Source organism: Pseudomonas sp. PS02302, from assembly GCF_029959585.1.
Lineage (GTDB): Bacteria > Pseudomonadota > Gammaproteobacteria > Pseudomonadales > Pseudomonadaceae > Chryseomonas > Chryseomonas aestiva.
Window position 1 is genome coordinate 1 of record NZ_JASCON010000007.1, and the last position, 15,202, is coordinate 15,202.

The 15,202-nt window shown below is 65.7% G+C and carries 15 protein-coding genes and 1 tRNA gene; 8 read left to right on the forward strand and 8 right to left on the reverse strand.

The annotated features are described in order from the left end of the window. Positions 1-707: 707 nt before the first annotated feature. The 4 genes from QMX82_RS03930 to QMX82_RS03945 form a co-directional block, all read right to left on the reverse strand. Complete coding sequence (locus QMX82_RS03930; protein WP_133859473.1) at positions 708-1,193, reverse strand: GNAT family N-acetyltransferase; 486 nt, start codon at positions 1,191-1,193, stop codon at positions 708-710. A gap of 35 nt (positions 1,194-1,228) precedes the next feature. Further along, positions 1,229-3,331, reverse strand: a complete 2,103-nt coding sequence (locus QMX82_RS03935; protein ID WP_282281308.1) for an ATP-binding protein — start codon at positions 3,329-3,331, stop codon at positions 1,229-1,231. Then, positions 3,328-4,821 (reverse strand): ATPase domain-containing protein, encoded by a 1,494-nt coding sequence (locus tag QMX82_RS03940; protein ID WP_133859471.1) that lies wholly within the window; start codon positions 4,819-4,821, stop codon positions 3,328-3,330. The genes QMX82_RS03935 and QMX82_RS03940 overlap by 4 nt, the downstream gene beginning before the upstream one ends. 235 nt (positions 4,822-5,056) lie before the next feature. Continuing rightward, positions 5,057-6,670 carry a histidine kinase famiy protein gene (locus tag QMX82_RS03945; RefSeq protein WP_282281309.1) on the reverse strand — a complete coding sequence of 538 codons (1,614 nt, stop codon included), beginning with the start codon at positions 6,668-6,670 and terminating at the stop codon, positions 5,057-5,059. 232 nt (positions 6,671-6,902) lie between these two features. Between QMX82_RS03945 and QMX82_RS03950 the strand changes: the two genes are divergently transcribed. The 3 genes from QMX82_RS03950 (at position 6,903) to QMX82_RS03960 (ending at position 8,723) form a co-directional block, all read left to right on the forward strand. After that, the gene (locus QMX82_RS03950) at positions 6,903-7,289 is read left to right on the forward strand and encodes a response regulator (RefSeq protein ID WP_133859469.1); all 387 of its coding nucleotides are present in this window, start codon (positions 6,903-6,905) and stop codon (positions 7,287-7,289) included. A gap of 216 nt (positions 7,290-7,505) precedes the next feature. Continuing rightward, on the forward strand, positions 7,506-7,994 hold the full coding sequence (locus QMX82_RS03955; RefSeq protein ID WP_133859468.1) for a hypothetical protein: 489 nt from the start codon (positions 7,506-7,508) through the stop codon (positions 7,992-7,994). Between the two features lie 108 nt (positions 7,995-8,102). Next, positions 8,103-8,723: a LysE family translocator gene (locus QMX82_RS03960; RefSeq protein WP_282281310.1), complete on the forward strand. Its 621-nt coding sequence runs from the start codon at positions 8,103-8,105 to the stop codon at positions 8,721-8,723. A 106-nt stretch (positions 8,724-8,829) separates the two neighbouring features. On the opposite strand, the gene QMX82_RS03965 is transcribed toward QMX82_RS03960, so the two are convergent. After that, the gene (locus QMX82_RS03965; RefSeq protein ID WP_208694721.1) at positions 8,830-9,264 is read right to left on the reverse strand and encodes a MerR family transcriptional regulator; all 435 of its coding nucleotides are present in this window, start codon (positions 9,262-9,264) and stop codon (positions 8,830-8,832) included. A 68-nt stretch (positions 9,265-9,332) separates the two neighbouring features. Between QMX82_RS03965 and QMX82_RS03970 the strand changes: the two genes are divergently transcribed. Next, positions 9,333-10,136, forward strand: coding sequence for a cation transporter (locus tag QMX82_RS03970; protein WP_282281312.1), 804 nt, complete (start codon positions 9,333-9,335; stop codon positions 10,134-10,136). Positions 10,137-10,375: 239 nt separating this feature from the next. Here the strand turns inward: QMX82_RS03970 and QMX82_RS03975 are convergent. From QMX82_RS03975 to mobA, 3 genes are all read right to left on the reverse strand, one after another. Then, positions 10,376-10,452, reverse strand: a tRNA-Pro gene (locus tag QMX82_RS03975). 76 nt (positions 10,453-10,528) lie between these two features. Further along, positions 10,529-10,750, reverse strand: coding sequence for a YgdI/YgdR family lipoprotein (locus QMX82_RS03980; protein ID WP_059314378.1), 222 nt, complete (start codon positions 10,748-10,750; stop codon positions 10,529-10,531). Positions 10,751-10,859: 109 nt separating this feature from the next. Beyond that, positions 10,860-11,435 carry a molybdenum cofactor guanylyltransferase MobA gene (gene mobA, locus QMX82_RS03985; RefSeq protein ID WP_282281314.1) on the reverse strand — a complete coding sequence of 192 codons (576 nt, stop codon included), beginning with the start codon at positions 11,433-11,435 and terminating at the stop codon, positions 10,860-10,862. A 204-nt stretch (positions 11,436-11,639) separates the two neighbouring features. Between mobA and QMX82_RS03990 the strand changes: the two genes are divergently transcribed. The 4 genes from QMX82_RS03990 (at position 11,640) to yegS (ending at position 15,168) form a co-directional block, all read left to right on the forward strand. Further along, the gene (locus tag QMX82_RS03990; RefSeq protein ID WP_133859463.1) at positions 11,640-12,131 is read left to right on the forward strand and encodes a hypothetical protein; all 492 of its coding nucleotides are present in this window, start codon (positions 11,640-11,642) and stop codon (positions 12,129-12,131) included. A 233-nt stretch (positions 12,132-12,364) separates the two neighbouring features. After that, positions 12,365-12,904, forward strand: a complete 540-nt coding sequence (gene moaB / locus QMX82_RS03995) for a molybdenum cofactor biosynthesis protein B (RefSeq protein ID WP_133859462.1) — start codon at positions 12,365-12,367, stop codon at positions 12,902-12,904. Beyond that, positions 12,901-14,097, forward strand: a complete 1,197-nt coding sequence (locus QMX82_RS04000) for a molybdopterin molybdotransferase MoeA (RefSeq protein WP_282281315.1) — start codon at positions 12,901-12,903, stop codon at positions 14,095-14,097. Before moaB ends, QMX82_RS04000 begins: the two co-directional genes overlap by 4 nt. A gap of 126 nt (positions 14,098-14,223) precedes the next feature. Continuing rightward, on the forward strand, positions 14,224-15,168 hold the full coding sequence (yegS, locus tag QMX82_RS04005) for a lipid kinase YegS (protein ID WP_208694726.1): 945 nt from the start codon (positions 14,224-14,226) through the stop codon (positions 15,166-15,168). Positions 15,169-15,202: the final 34 nt, after the last annotated feature.

Genomic DNA, 15,202 nt, shown 5'->3' on the forward strand with positions numbered 1-15,202 from the left:
GGAAAAGGCTGCGCCGTTTTTCACGCTACGACGCCAGTGCTTGCGCGGACAACCCCCTCTCCCTTTGGGAGAGGGCTGGGGTGAGGGCGCCCCCCTGCCGAAGTCCCAGTGGAAAAGGCTGCGCCGTTTTTCACGCTACGACGCTAGTGCTTGCGCGGACAACCCCCTCTACCCTTGGGAGAGGGCTGGCGTGAGGGCGCGCCCCACGCCGAAGTCCCCAGTGGAAAAGGCTGCGCCGTTTTCCACGCTACGACGCCAGTGCTTGCGCGGACAACCCCCTCTCCCTTTGGGAGAGGGCTGGGGTGAGGGCGCCCCCACGCCGAAGTCTCCTGTGGAAAAGGCTGCGCCGTTTTCCACGCTACGACGCTGGTGCTTGCGCGGACAGCCCCCTCTCCCTCTGGGAGAGGGTTGGGGTGAGGGCGCGCCCCACGCCGAAGTCCCCGGTGGAAAAGGCTGCGCCGTTTTCCACGCTACGACGCTAGTGCTTGCGCGGACAGCCCCCTCTCCCCTTGGGAGAGGGTTGGGGTGAGGGCGCGCCCCACGCCGAAGTCCCCGGTGGAAAAGGCTGCGCCGTTTTCCACGCTACGGCCCTGGGTCTACGCAGGCGCGGTCGCGATCACCGTAGGTTGGGTTGAGACGGCTCTATCGTCGAAGCCCAACGTTGGCGGTGTCGGGCTTCGCTGGCGCTCAACCCAACCTACAAAAACCTACCGCCCGCTTTCCGCGAAATCCCGTAGCGCCGCACCATCCAGGCGATAGCGCACCCACTCGTCCTGCGCCTTGGCGCCCAGGCGTTCGTAGAAGTCGATCGCCGGGGTGTTCCAGTCCAGCACGCTCCATTCCAGGCGGCCGCAGTCGTTGGCCACGGCCTCCCGGGCCAGTTCGCGCAGCAGCCCCTTGCCCAGGCCGGTGCCGCGGGCGCTGGGGCTCACATAGAGGTCTTCCAAGTAGAGGCCGTTGCGGCCCAGCCAGGTGGAATAGCTGTAGAAATACACGGCATAGCCCACCACCGCGCCTTCGTGCTCGGCGACCAGTGCCCGGGTCGGAGTATCGGCGGCGAACAGCGTGGCCTCGATCTGGGCCGGGCTGGCCAGTACCTCGTGAACGGCCTTTTCATAGTCGGCCAGTTCGACGATCAGTTCGTGGATGCGGGTGGCGTCTTCGCGGCGGGCGGGGCGGATCTGGGTGGTCATGGGTGCCTTGGTCTGGTCGCGGGGCGGCGCCGACCTCAGGAGGGCACCACTGCCCGATTGGCGGACCCGGCCAGCATGGCGGCGACCTGCGCGGCCAGCTGATCCAGGGTGAAGGGCTTGGTCATCAGCTCCATGTTACCACCCAGGAAGGTGTTCCTACTGAGCGCACCCTCGGCGTAGCCGGTAAGGAACAGCACCGGCAGCCGCGGCCTGAGCTGCTGGATGACCTCCGCCAGCTGGCGACCATTGAGGCCTGGCAGGCCGACATCGGTCACCAGCAGGTCCAGCTGGGGAATCTGATCCAGCAGGCGCAACGCGGCCTTGCCTTCGGCCGCGCTCCACACCTGATAACCCAGGGCTTCCAGGGCTTCCTGATTGACCAGCCGGACCGCGACGTCGTCTTCCACCAGGAGAATGGTCTCGCCGGCACCCTGGGTGATTTCCGCCGGGTCGCTCCGTTTCGGTTCGTGGCGTTGCTCGGCCGTCGGCAGATAGACGCAGACCTGCGTCCCGCTGCTGTCGCTGGCGAGGGTGAGGCGGCCATTGCTCTGCCGGGCGAAGCCATAGACCATCGACAGCCCCAGGCCGGTGCCCTGGCCCTGGGGCTTGGTGGTGAAGAAGGGTTCGAGCACCTTGTCCAGCAGCCGCTCTGGAATACCGGTACCGCTGTCCCGCACCTCGATGCAGACATAGTCGCCCGGGGCGAGCGCCTCGTCGTCGGTCCCCGGCTCGGTGACCGTCAGCAGCGAGGTCGCCAGGGTCACGACACCGCCATCGGGCATGGCATCGCGGGCGTTGATCACCAGGTTGAGCAGCGCATTCTCCAGCTGGTTGGCGTCGGCCAGGATCCAGGGCAGATCCTCGCGCAGCGCCAGCTCCACCGAGATCTGTTCGCTCACCGTGCGCTGCAGCAGGTCCTGCAGCGCCAGGATCAGCTCGTTGGCGGACATCGGCCGGGACTCCAGCGACTGCCGGCGGGAAAAGGCCAGCAACCGCTGGGTAAGGGCTGCCGCCCGGTGCGCCGAATACTGCGCGGCCTCCATGTACCGCTCCAGGCCGGCGAGTTGTCCCTTGTTCTTGATCTTCATCAGGTCCAGGGCGCCCAGCACCCCGGTGAGCATGTTGTTGAAGTCATGGGCGATGCCGCCGGTGAGCTGACCGACCGCTTCCATCTTCAGCGACTGGCGCAACTGCTCTTCGGCGCGATTGCGCTCGGCGGTTTCCCGCTGCAATTCGCTGAGGGTAAGCGCCAGGGTGCGGGTGCGCTCCTCGACCTGGAGTTCGAGTTCTTCGTTGAAGCGACGCAGCGCCAGTTCGGCGCGCTTCTCCTCGCTGACATCGGCGATCACCGTGGTCGCCCCGATGATCTGCCGGCCAGCGTCGTGCAGCGGCACCGCGCTCACCCGCAGCCAGGATTCCTCGCCGGTTGCACTGGTGTGATAGAAATCCTGGCCCTTGACCCGCTCGCCAGCCAGCGCCCGAGCACCTGGAAAGCGCTCGGGCGACAACAGGCGGCCACTGTCGTCGAGCGCGGTCCAGCGCGACACTTCCTCAGGCTGCCGGGAGGGAATGCGCTGACCCGGCACGTACTGCTCATAGAAGGGGTTGCTGACCAGGGTCCGACCCTCGGCATCCATGAAGCACACCCCGACCGGCAGATTCTCCAGCAGCGTCTGCAGGCGCTCGCGTTCCTGGGCGAGTTCGGCGAGGCGGTCGCGCATCTCGAACTGACGCAGGCGCGAGCGCCAGGCCGCCGCGACGCTGCTCAGCAGCGAGGCACCACTCAGCGGCCGTTCGAGGATGACCAGGTTGGTGGTCGCCGCCGGCAGCTGTCGGCGCAGGAGATCGTTGCCGCGTCCCGAGCGCTTGGCGTCGGAAGCCAGCAGCACCAGCGGGATATCCGACCAGGTGGGCTGCCGCTCCAGTGCCTCTGCCAGGGCGCTCAGGTCCTGGCGCAGGGCTTCTTCGGTGAAGACAATGATGCCGGTGTCGTCGCCCAGGGCCGCCGCGACCTCGTCGAGGCTAGCAACGTAGCGGGTGAGATAGCCCTGGGTAAAAAGCCGCTGCAGATTGGCCGCGTCACCGCGGAGCGGAGCACAGATGATCAGTTCGCAGGCGGGCGTCTTGGTCTCGCTCAATCGCGCTCTTCCATCAGGGGCTGCCTGTCACCGAAATACTCCGGGGTGCCAGTCAGCACGCCGCGGAAGTCCACCAGCGGCTTACCCACCCGGATGCCCTGGGTATCGATGCGCAACTCCCGTATCGCATCCTCATGCGCGCCGCCGCGGTGCTTGAGGATGGAAATGGCCTTGCGCAGACGGCCGTGCGCTTCGAAGAAGCGGACCAGCACCACCGTATCGGCAATGTAGGAAATATCCAGATTGGAGGTCATGGAGCCGACCAGGCCATGCTGGGGATTGATAAGAAAGGTCACCACCCCGGACTGGCTCAGGTAGGAGAGCAATTCGTGCAACTGCAGAATCAGCTGCTGCTCCTGCGGCATGGCGGCCAGGTAGCCGTTGAGGCTGTCCAGCACCAGCATCCGGCAGTTGTTTTCCTCGACGTCCTGCCGCACGCGCCAGGCGAATTCGCCTGGCGACAACTCAGCGGGATGAATCTGGTGGACGACCAGCAGACCTTCGTCGATGTAGCGCAGCAGCGGCATGCCCATGCTTTCCGCACGCTTGATCAGGGTGCCGATACGCTCGTCGAATTCGTAGACGGCGCATCTTTCCCCGCGCGCGCAGGCCGCCATCACGAACTGCAAGGCAAGCGTCGTCTTGCCGGCACCCGCCGGACCGGTGATCAGGGTGCTGGTGCCGCGCAAGGGCCCGCCGTGCAGCAGTGCGTCGAGGTCCTGGATGTTGCTCGGGACGACGGCGCCAAGGAATTCTTCGTAATGCCCCGCAGCGATGATCCGCGGATAGATCTCCAGCCCACCCCGGCGGATGGTGAAGTCGTGATAGCCGGCGACGAAATCTCGGCCACGCAACTTCTGGATCTGCAGGCGGCGGCGGGCAGCGCCGAAGTCCAGAGTCAGGCGCTCCAGGGTCAGCACCCCGTGGCAGAGGCTGTGCAGGTGGTTGTCACGTCCGCCTGGGCTGGTGGTCAGGTCGTCCACCAGCAGCACGGTGATGCCGCGCCCGGCGAAGAACTGTTTGAGCGCCAGCACCTGGCGCCGATAGCGCAAGGGATCCTGGGCCAGCAGGCGCATCTCCGACAGGCTGTCGAACACCAGCCTGCTCGGCTTGAGTTCGTCCACCCGCGCCTGGATCAGCTCGATGGTATCGCCCAGTTCGGATTCCCAGGGGTGCAGAATGGTCTGCTCCTGGGCACCGCCCAGCACGGCATCGGCCGCGGACAGTTCGAACAGCTCCACGCCGTCCAGGCTCCAGCCGTGGGATTCGGCGACGCTCTGCAATTCTTCGCTGGTTTCCGACAGGGAGATATAGAGTACCGACTCGCCCTGGCGCACCCCTTCGAAGAGAAACTGCAGGCCCAGGGTGGTCTTGCCCGAACCTGGTGTGCCCTCGAGCAGATAGAGTCGATCACGGGGTAGACCACCGCGCAACACCTGATCCAGACCGGCATTGCCTGTCGCGATAATGGACGGGCTAGGGGAATTCATGGGTGACCGGACCTCGAGGTGGCGGAAGCGAAGGGGACGGCATGAGCAAGGCCCAGCCTGAGCTCCGGGCAAACCCGAGGGGCCGGCGGCAGGGTGCAGGCCGTGATGATGTCACGCCGCGAGTCGACGGCGGGAGAGGGCGGCGACGAGCCCCACACTGACGTTATTGTAAGTCTAATACCCTGGCTTGACGCCGGCCACTCCGACACAACGCTGCGCGAGCCCCGACAGGGGATCAGGCGATCCCGTTCGGCCCATCCAGCACTCGGCGGATCTTGCGCGCCAGATCGTTGGGGATATAGGGCTTGGAGATTACCTCGAACTCCGAGCCGCCGATATCAGTGCGCTCCAGCGAGTTTTCGGCGTAGCCGGTGGTGAGCAGGATCTTCATCCCCGGGTACAGGCGTTTCACCTCCCGCGCCAGCATCACGCCGTTCATGCCGCCCGGCATGATCAGGTCGGTGAACAGGAGGTCGAACGGCTGCTCGCTCTCGCGCAGCACCCTGAGCGCCTCGCTGGCATTGAAGGTGATCTGCGCGGTATAGCCATAGTCTTCCATTACCAGCTTGGCCAGTTCGGCCACCTCCGGGCGGTCTTCCACCACCAGGACGCGCTCCGTACCACTGCGGCGATCCGAACGCTGCTCCGCCTGCTGGTGGGTGATGAGGCTGTCATCCACCGGAAAATACAGGCGCAGCGTAGTGCCGACGTCTTCTTCCGAATAGATGCGTACCGTGCCGCCGGATTGTTTGGCGAAGCCATAGACCATCGACAGGCCCAGCCCGGAGCCCTTGCCTTCCTCCTTGGTGGTGAAGAAGGGGTCCATCACCCGGTCGCGGATGCTGGCGGGCATGCCATGACCGTTGTCGGTGATCGCCAGGCTGACATAGCGACCAGGCATCAGGCCGTCGTAGGACATGTTCGCCAGTTCGCGCACCTCGACATTGCGCGTCTCGATGCCCACGCTGGGCTGCGGGCGTTCGGCCAGGGCATCCCGGGCATTGATCAGGATATTGAGCAGCGCCACCTCGGCCTGGGTCGGGTCGATCCGGCAATTCCACAGTTCGGGTTCCAGCTGGGCGCGGATTTCCACGTCGCCCAGGGTCCGCTCTGCCAGCTCATGGGAGGTGCGGATCAGGTTGTTGAGATTGAGCACCCGGCCTTCGAGCTTCTGCTTGCGCGAAAAGGCCAGCAGCTGCTGGGTGAGGGTACTGGCGCGTTCCGCCGCCGACTTGGCGTGGGTGGCGCTGCGGACGATGCGCTCCTGGTCGAAGCTGGGCTTTTCCGCGGTGCGCTGGATGATGTCGATATAGCCCAGCATCACCTGCAGCAGATTGTTGAAGTCGTGGGCGATACCGCCGGTGAGCTGGCCGAGCGCCTCCATCTTCTGCGCCTGGCGCAGGGCATCCTCGGCGTCGCGCCGTCGGCTGACATCCAGCTGGGACGCGAAGTAATAGGTCAGCTCGCCTGCATCGTTGTATACCGGCGAGACGAATAGCGCGTTCCAGAAGGACGAGCCGTCCTTGCGATAGTTGATGATCTCCACCGAGATCTCGCGTTCCTGCTCCACAGCTTCGCGAATCTGGGCGACCACCGAGCGATCGGTCTCGGGGCCTTGGAGGAAACGGCAGTTGCGCCCTAGTAGTTCATCCACCCCATAACCGGTCATGTCGGTAAAGGCATTGTTGGCGAACAGGATCGGGTTGTCCGGCTGATTGGGGTCGGTGATCAGCATCGGCATCCGCGTGGTTTCCACGGCGGCGAAGAAGATGTTCTTGCCCTCGTGCGAGACATCGCTCGTCGCGGAGTTGTCGACCCGCGCCTTGCGGGGTGGGTGCTTCTGGCTCACGGAGGTGGAATCCTTGCAGGCGATAGTGGGCGTCTTGACCCTCAGACAGCCAAGCGGCAAGAAAACTTCATTTGTACCCCTCATGAGGCCCTCTGGCATCGCCTTTTTCGGGGCTGAAAGCCAAGCGTGGCGCGGTTTTGGCGGCAATGTGCCAGCGTACCGCTCACCTGCCTCAGGTGACCGTTAGGTAAGTTTCGGGAGAACCTCTTCAACCTTGGCTGTCTGACCTGCCATGAAGCCGAGAAGCCTTGAAATACAAAGACAAATTCTTGTTCTGGAAGATGATGCGGGCCAGCGCGAACTGCTGACCGAAATTCTCACCGAACAGGGCTTGGATGTCGTGGCGGTCGCTTCCAGTGACGAGGCCTTGGCGCACATGGACACCCGTGGCAGCGATACCAAGATGGTCATCGCCGATGTCAACGTACCGGGCATGCTGGATGGCCTGGCCTTCGCCCAACTTGCTGCTGTGAGCTGGCCGACGATCCCCTTCATTATCATCTCCGGCTACATCGACCAGGATCTCGCCATCCTGCCGCGCCGGGCGGCCTTCCTGCCCAAGCCCTGGAGCGTGGCCGACCTCAACCAACTGGTCGAGAGCCTACTGCCGCGTCGCTAGGGCCTGCTTCCTGGGTGGCGCGACTTGCCCGTGCCGGCCTGCCGCTCTGGTCAAGTCACGCCTCCTTTCGTCTCCCAAATAGACGCGCTCGTCGGGAGTACCCCGTTTCGGCTGGCCAAATGATATGACGTCCGTCGGCATGCCTGTTTTGCAGGGAACCAAAAGCGCTGAACGCTATCAATGTGCCATCTATTCCCGACTGGCAAGGAGCGCTTCATGGACGCAGTCATCACCCAGATTTCTCAGATCACCGATTGGGAATTTCTCATTGCGCTGGAGCGCAGCCTGGAAAGCCGCGGTCGCCTCGACCTGGCAGCGCGCGAAGCCCTCGAACGCCAGGGCAGGCTGCTCTCGCGCCGCTACCTGATGCAGAAGGGCAAGCTCGGCAACGGCCCCTTCACTCCGGTGGAAAACGAGATCCTCGACGTTCTGGCCACGGCCACGGCCGCCCTGCGCCGCAGTCGGCGCCTGCCCCATAACATCGTCAAGACCCTGCGCGCGGGTGGCCTGATCGAGGCGGTCGAGCGCAACGTCTGCCACGCCGGCGCCCTGCAGTGCCGCACCGACTTCGAAGCCGACGGCATTCCCCGCGGCACCCTGGAGCGCATCGTCGATCGCAATCCCCAGGCCTTCGGTCTGGAAGCCCGCCGCGCCGCCGCTCGCTACATTGCCGAGCAGGAACCGGCCTTCCGCGCCGCCGGCTGAGTCTCGCCATGGCCGCCTGCGGGCGGCCATGGCAATTCAAGACCAGGCTGATCGCCGTCCTGACCCCGTGCTACCGTTTCCAAGCCCCCAGCCGAAACGACCCCTGTCATGGCCCTCGCCGATAACCTGCTGGCCTTCACCCTGGCCGCGTCCCTGCTCACCATCACCCCAGGCCTTGATACCGCGCTGATCCTGCGCACTGCCGCTGTCGAAGGGCGCGCCCAGGCTTGGCGTGCGGCCCTGGGGATCAACGCGGGCTGCCTGCTCTGGGGCGCCGCTGTGGCCTTCGGCCTAGGCGCGCTGCTGGCAGTCTCGGAACTGGCCTATACGCTGCTGAAGTATTGTGGCGCCGCCTACCTCTGCTGGCTCGGCCTTAATCTGCTGCTGCGACCTCGTACGACCCTCACGCCAACGGCAGGCGAGGGCGGCACAGACTCGAATTGGTTCCTCAAGGGGATGCTGGGCAATGTCCTCAATCCCAAGGTCGGCATCTTCTACGTGTCCTTCCTGCCCCAGTTCATTCCCCAGGGCCAACCCCTGATCGCCTGGACCTTCGGCCTGGTCGCCATCCATGTGGCGCTGGGCCTGCTCTGGTCCCTGGCCCTGATTGGCGCCACCCGCACCCTGGGCGAGGCCTTGCGCCAGACCACGGTGATCCGCTGGCTGGATCGGGTGACGGGGGTGGTCTTCCTGCTGTTCGCCGCCAAGCTGGCGCTGAGTCGGCGGTAGAGAGGGGGAGAGGCGCTGCGGAGCGGGCGCCAAACCCAAACGACAGAAACGACAAGGCCCGCACTCAGCGGGCCTCGGGGTGCAAGCGCACAGGTGGCTGCACCTTTTAGCCAAGGCGCCGCCCACCTCCAGGCATCGACGTACCAGCCAACGACTCGATGATCCTGCATTCCGCTATGGTCCCGCCGTGGCAGCACGCCAACAGCCGCTGCAATTCGCTCTCAAGGGCTTGCAGATCGGCAAGCCGTTGCCGCACCTGCTGCAGGTGTTCTGCCACTAGGCTATCCACGGCAGCGCAAGGCGCCTGCTGCCGATCCGCCAGGCCGAGTAGCTCCCGGACTTCATCCAGGCTGAAGCCCAGTGTGCGGGCACGTCTGACGAAGAGCAGCCGATCCCGCTCGGTCGGGCCGTACAGCCGGTAGCCGGACGCAGAGCGCGTCGAGGATGGCAGCAAGCCTTCCTTTTCGTAATAGCGAATGGTGACGGTCTTGGTCTCCGTGGCCTTGGCCAGCTGACCGATGGTGTACGTAGGGGCGTTCATGGCCTTGACCTTATAGCGACTATAACCTTCAGCCTAAGGCAAATCCTGAGTGTTGCCGAGAGGGTGCCGTGGACAGTTGCTGTGAAAACAAGGCCAGCGAGCTGGCTCAGCTGCGAGGTCGCCAGAGTCGCGTGCTCTACAGCGTGCTGGCGATCAATGCGGTGATGTTTCTGGTGGAGTTTGCGGCCGGTTGGCTGGCCGGCTCGACGGCGCTGCTCGGGGATTCCCTGGACATGCTCGGCGATGCCTCGGTCTATGCGCTGACGCTGTTCGTGCTGCATCGCAGCGATAGAGCCCGCGCTGGTGCGGCCCTGGTGAAAGGCGGCTTCATGCTGCTGTTCGGCGTGCTGGTGATCGCGGACGCGGTGCGCAAGATGATCCTGCAAGAGGTGCCCCAGGCCGACTGGATGGGCACGGTCGGACTCGTCGCGCTGCTCGCCAATACCTACTGCTTCTACCTGCTGTACAGCCATCGCGCGGACGATCTGAACATGAGGTCCACCTGGATCTGTTCACGGAACGATCTGGTCGCCAATACCAGCGTGGTGCTGGCCGCCATCCTGGTGGCTGTCACCGGCAGTCTCTGGCCAGACGTCCTGGTCGGTCTGGCCATCGCCGCGCTGTTCCTGCTCTCGGCCTGGCAGGTCAGTCGTGAGGCCTACCGCGCGTGGCGTCTTGCTTCGGAAGGGCAGGCAGAGCCAGCGCAGGAGCTGCAAGCCGCTCCGATGCAAGAGCCGCCGGTGCCTTCCTGCTGCGGCGGTGAGGCGCCATTGGTCATCGTTGAGCCTGGCCAGCGCGCTCCGGCTGCTTCGTGCTGCGCCTCTGACAGCAAGGAGGCTCTCGAAGTCGTGGAAAAACCAGGCCGCGCGTAGGCGCTCTGTCGCTGTGCAGGCAGGGTCGGGCGAGGCGATCTTGTCGCCCCTTGGGGCGTGGACAATCCACCACCGAGACGTCCGCTTCTTGGTATGGCATGCCGGAGACCAAGACGAGCGCCTGTGGGAACGGTCGTACAGGAGAGAAAAGGGGGAACACCGCGAGAGCATGCTGCCAAACGCCAGAAACAACAAAGCCCGCACTGGGCGGGCTTTGGGGTGATCCTTGCGGATCAGATTGGTCGGAGCGACTGGATTCGAACCAGCGACCTTCTCGTCCCGAACGAGACGCGCTACCAAGCTGCGCTACGCTCCGTAATGGATGGCGCGCATTCTACCTAAAACTCATGCAAGCACAAGGGGTTAGGTAAAAAAATCGCGCCGGGCAGGAATCAGAGCTCCTTGATGGTGCGAACCTGGTCCTTGTTGATGCGGGTCGGCTTGCCGTCGAGCTGCTTGAACGTATAGAAACCCGAGTCGTCATCGTACTTCGGCGTGTCGGTGGCCTGGATCTCGCGGCCATCGTTGAGGGTGATGACGCTGGGGGTGGAGCAGCCGGCGAGCAGGGCGCTGGCGACGACCAGCAGGGCGGCGGGGAGCAGGTGCTTGTTCATGTGACGGTCTCCTTTCTTGGCAACCAAGCGGGCTTAGGACCGCGGGTGCGGGGCCGAGTTCGTGCCGGAACCGCTGGGTCACGCCTTCTGGCCTATTGGATCGCCGGGTTCAGATCGCATTTTCCAGGGCCGCGGGATCGTTGAAGTTGGCCAGGCGAACATCGTCTTCGGCGAACTCCACGGCGGTCAGGCCCAGTGGCAGCAGGGCGCCACGCGGACTGCGTTCGCCGTCCGCCCAGGCCTGGCGCAAGGCCGGCAGCAGGCGCCGGGGCAGGGCGCTGAACAGCGGTTGCCAGTAGCCACCCTGGCGCGCCATCACCGGGCCCGCGCTCGCCTGGGCCGCAGCGAGCAGCTGCAGGGCGAGGGCGGTATCGATTCGCGGCGCATCGCAGGGCAGCAGCAGCACCCAGTCATGCCGCGCCACGGCGAGCCCGGCGAGGATGCCGGCCAGGGGACCGGGAAAGTCCGGTTGCTCATCGGCCACCAGTTGGTCGGCCCACAGGGCATAACGCGGCGCATTGCGGTTGCAGGAGATCACCAGGTCATCGGTCAGTGCCCGTACCGCAGCCTGCACCTGGGCCACCAGCGGCTGGCCCTGCCATTCCACCAGGCCCTTGTCGCGCCCGCCCATGCGCTGGCCGCGACCGCCGGCCAGGATGAGGATGGAAGAGGGGAGCAGTGGCATGCAGGAGGCCTCGGGCTTGCGGACGCGGGAAGTGGGTGTCCATCCTAGCCCGGTTTCAACGCGGCGGCTGGCCAGAGCGGGCTTTATCCGGGTGGGACGGCTGGGCTAGACTCGAGCGCGTTCCGTGCAAAGGGGCGTGCTAGACACCTTTGATCCCCGCGGCGTGGTAGCGGGGAGTCCCTGCCCAGAAGGAGTTTGCAAACGATGAAGACGATGCTGCTTTCCGCCTTGGCCCTGGCTGCCTTGCCCGCCTTTGGCGCCGGCGGTGGTGAACCTCCTGCGGTCAAGGTCACCTTTGGCCAGCCGACCGTCCGCCAGAAGCTGTTCTACGAGAAGCTCTACGAGAAGAAGCCCTATCCCGACGCTACCCTCTATTACTACAGCAATGGCGTCTACAAGATCATCTCGCCCGGCGAGGAGCACTATGGCGTCTACGTGGTGCACGGCAAGCTGACCGACGACCAGTACCAGGTGGATTTCATCTCCCTGCCCTCCGCGGACTGGGGCGGCAAGACGGCCCGGCATTTCCTCACGTTCGATCGCAAGGCCGGCACCTTCACCCAGCAGGCGACCTGGGAGGAGGACCCGAACATCGCCCCGCAATACGGTCGCTTCAGTCAGGATGCCAACGACATCACCGATCCGCGTCCCATCAAGTGGGAGACTCACGCTGAAGGCGAGCAACGCCAGCGCTAGGTCGGGGCGGCGGCGCCCTCTCGGTTGTAGGGGCGTCGGCTTTTCCTCTAGGCTGTGATGATGCAGCCTTCGCGGACCTTCACGTCGACCAGGGTCGACAGCGACCCTCACTGTCGGAGCGGCCACCTTCCAGCCGCTGCCAGTCCGACGCTCGCCCCCTTCGGGAAACCCGCTGCCCGTCCAGCGGTCTTCCGCTGCACCCTTCCCTTCGCACTCTTCGGAAACCCAACCAGATGAGCCACAAAGCCGAGGCGGTTTTCGTACCGCTGAACATCGCTGTCCTGACGGTCAGCGACACCCGCACCTTCGAGACCGACACCTCGGGTCAGCTGTTCGTCGACCGCCTGGAGGCTGCCGGTCACTTCCTCGCCGATCGCGTGCTGCTCAAGGATGACCTCTACAAGATCCGCGCCCAGGTCGCCCACTGGATCGCCGAAGACCAGGTGCAGGTGGTGCTGATCACCGGGGGCACCGGCTTCACCGGTCGCGACAGCACCCCGGAAGCCGTCGCCTGCCTGCTGGACAAGCAGGTGGATGGCTTCGGCGAGCTGTTCCGCCAGATCTCCGTGGCCGACATCGGCACCTCCACCGTGCAGTCCCGGGCGCTGGCCGGCCTCGCCAATGGCACCCTGGTCTGCTGCCTGCCGGGTTCGACCAACGCCTGCCGTACCGCGTGGGACGGCATCCTCGCCGAACAGCTGGACAACCGTCATCGCCCCTGCAACTTCGTGCCGCATCTCAAGCAGGCCGAGCCCTGCGGGCCGCGCGGATGAGCCTGCTATCGCTGGATGAAGCCCTGGCCCGACTGCTGGCCATGGCGGCGGAAGACGGTCCCCTGCCCCATGAGCAGGTGGCCCTGGAGAACGCCGACGGGCGCATCCTGGCCGCGCCCCTGGTGGCCGACCTGGATCTTCCGCCGTGGGACAACAGTGCCATGGACGGCTATGCCCTGCGCCTGGATGACTGGCAGGGCGAGCCGCTGCGGGTCTCCCAGCGCATCTTCGCCGGCCAGGCCCCGGCGCCGCTGGAGCCGGGCACCTGTGCGCGCATCTTCACCGGCGCGCCCGTCCCGGCGGGTGCCGACTGCGTGGAGATGCAGGAGAACACCGAGGTGCTGGACGATGGTCGAGTACGCTTCGTCGAGCAGCTGCGGCCGGGGCGCAACATTCGTCGCCGCGGCAACGAGGTCCGGGTGGGTGACGAGGTGCTGTCGGCCGGCACTGCCCTGGGTCCGGCGGAGCTGGGGGTCGCCGCGTCCCTCGGGCGCGCCCAGCTGAACGTCTTTCGCCGCCTCAAGGTCGCGGTGCTGTCCACCGGCGATGAACTCGTGGCGCCCGGACAGCCGCTCGGTCCGGGGCAAATCTACAACAGCAATCGCGCCCTGCTCATCAGCTGGCTGCGGCGGCTGGGTTGCGAGGTGGCGGACCAGGGCATCCTGCCGGACGATCTCGCCGAGACCCGCAAGCGACTGGGCGCGCTGCAGGCCGATCTGATCCTCTCCACGGGCGGTGTTTCCGTAGGGGAGGCCGACTATCTGGGCCAGGTCCTGCGCGAAGAGGGCGAGCTGACCCTGTGGAAGCTGGCGCTCAAGCCGGGCAAGCCGCTCACCTGCGGGCGCTTCCGCGGTATCCCGCTGATCGGCCTGCCGGGCAATCCGGCGTCCACCCTGGTGACCTTCGGCCTGCTGGCGCGGCCCTACCTGCTGCGGCGTACCGGCAAGATCGACGTGGCTCCCCTGAGCGTCGAGGTGCCGGCCGGCTTCGACTGGCCGCGTGCCGGTGCGCGCCGTGAATACCAGCGGGCGCGCCTGGAGAATGGCCGGGTGGTACCCCATCGCAACCAGGGCTCCAACGTGCTGCAGACGGCGGCCTGGGCTCATGGCCTGGTGGAGATTCGCGAGGACCGTACCTTCGCCGTCGGGGATCCGGTGCGCTTCCTCCCGTTGGCCGAATTGCTCAAGCCCTAGCCAACCGGCGGTCAGGACTGAACGTGGCCGTTGGGCCACAGTCCTAGTCTCCAGATTCGCTCGCCGGGCGCTGCCCGGTACCTGGCGCGGCATCTCGCCGCGCAGAGCCAACCTTGGACGACAGACATGACGACGACTGGCACCCTGGCTGACGCAGCCCTGGTCATTCTCAATGGCAAGGAAACCGGTAACGAGGACGTGCGGGAGGCCATTCTGGAACGGCGTGCCGCCGGTCATCGCATCGATGTACGGGTGACCTGGGAAGAAGACGATGCCGCGCGCTTCGTCGAGCAGGCGACCCGCGAAGGCTACGGCACCCTGGTGGCCGCGGGTGGCGACGGCACCCTGCGCGCTGTCGCCGAAGCCATGGCGCAGAATCACAGCCAGGCCCGCCTCGGTCTGCTGCCCTTGGGCACCGCCAACGACTTCGCCCGGGCGGCGGGTGTGCCGGTGGAGCCTGGGGCGGCCCTGGCGCTGCTGGATGGCCCGACCAGTGCCATCGACCTGGTCGAAGCGGAAGGCCAGCTGTTCCTCAACATGGCCACCGGCGGCTTCGGCTCCCAGGTGACCGCCAACACCCCCGGCGAACTCAAGCGCCTGCTGGGTGGTGCGGCCTACTTCCTCACTGGCCTGACCCGCTTCGCCGAGGTGCATTCGGCCTATGGTCGCTTCCGCGGTCCCGGTTTCGAGTGGGAAGGCGAATTCCTTGCCCTGGGCATCGGTAACGGTCGCCAGGCCGGCGGTGGCCATGTGCTCTGTCCCACCGCCGTGGTCAACGATGGCCTGCTCGACGTGGGCATCCTGCCGGCGTCCCAGGATGTGCTCGGTACCCTGGGCGAATTCCTCAGCAAGGGCTTCAGCACCGAAGAGATGTTCATCCGCGCGCGCCTGCCCTGGGTGGAGCTGGAAGCCGCCGAAGGTCTGGATATGAACCTGGACGGTGAGCCGGTCAAGCGGGAACGGGTGAGATTCGAGGTACGTCCGGGTATCCTGCAGGTCTGTCTACCGGTGGACTCGCCCCTGCTGGGCGCGACCGCCGGCTCCCTGGCCGAACCGGCGGCGACGTCCTGAGAGGGTGTTCACGATCTCGCAAGCTAGAGACAAA

Coding starts and splice junctions, on each gene's coding strand:
- QMX82_RS04000 (WP_282281315.1), top strand. CDS start 12,901: ATGAGCCTGCTATCGCTGGATGAAGCCCTGGCCCGACTGCTGGCCATG.
- yegS (WP_208694726.1), top strand. CDS start 14,224: ATGACGACGACTGGCACCCTGGCTGACGCAGCCCTGGTCATTCTCAAT.
- QMX82_RS03980 (WP_059314378.1), bottom strand. CDS start 10,750: ATGAACAAGCACCTGCTCCCCGCCGCCCTGCTGGTCGTCGCCAGCGCC.
- QMX82_RS03940 (WP_133859471.1), bottom strand. CDS start 4,821: ATGAATTCCCCTAGCCCGTCCATTATCGCGACAGGCAATGCCGGTCTG.
- QMX82_RS03930 (WP_133859473.1), bottom strand. CDS start 1,193: ATGACCACCCAGATCCGCCCCGCCCGCCGCGAAGACGCCACCCGCATC.
- moaB (WP_133859462.1), top strand. CDS start 12,365: ATGAGCCACAAAGCCGAGGCGGTTTTCGTACCGCTGAACATCGCTGTC.
- QMX82_RS03950 (WP_133859469.1), top strand. CDS start 6,903: ATGAAGCCGAGAAGCCTTGAAATACAAAGACAAATTCTTGTTCTGGAA.
- QMX82_RS03955 (WP_133859468.1), top strand. CDS start 7,506: ATGGACGCAGTCATCACCCAGATTTCTCAGATCACCGATTGGGAATTT.
- QMX82_RS03965 (WP_208694721.1), bottom strand. CDS start 9,264: ATGAACGCCCCTACGTACACCATCGGTCAGCTGGCCAAGGCCACGGAG.
- mobA (WP_282281314.1), bottom strand. CDS start 11,435: ATGCCACTGCTCCCCTCTTCCATCCTCATCCTGGCCGGCGGTCGCGGC.
- QMX82_RS03960 (WP_282281310.1), top strand. CDS start 8,103: ATGGCCCTCGCCGATAACCTGCTGGCCTTCACCCTGGCCGCGTCCCTG.
- QMX82_RS03990 (WP_133859463.1), top strand. CDS start 11,640: ATGAAGACGATGCTGCTTTCCGCCTTGGCCCTGGCTGCCTTGCCCGCC.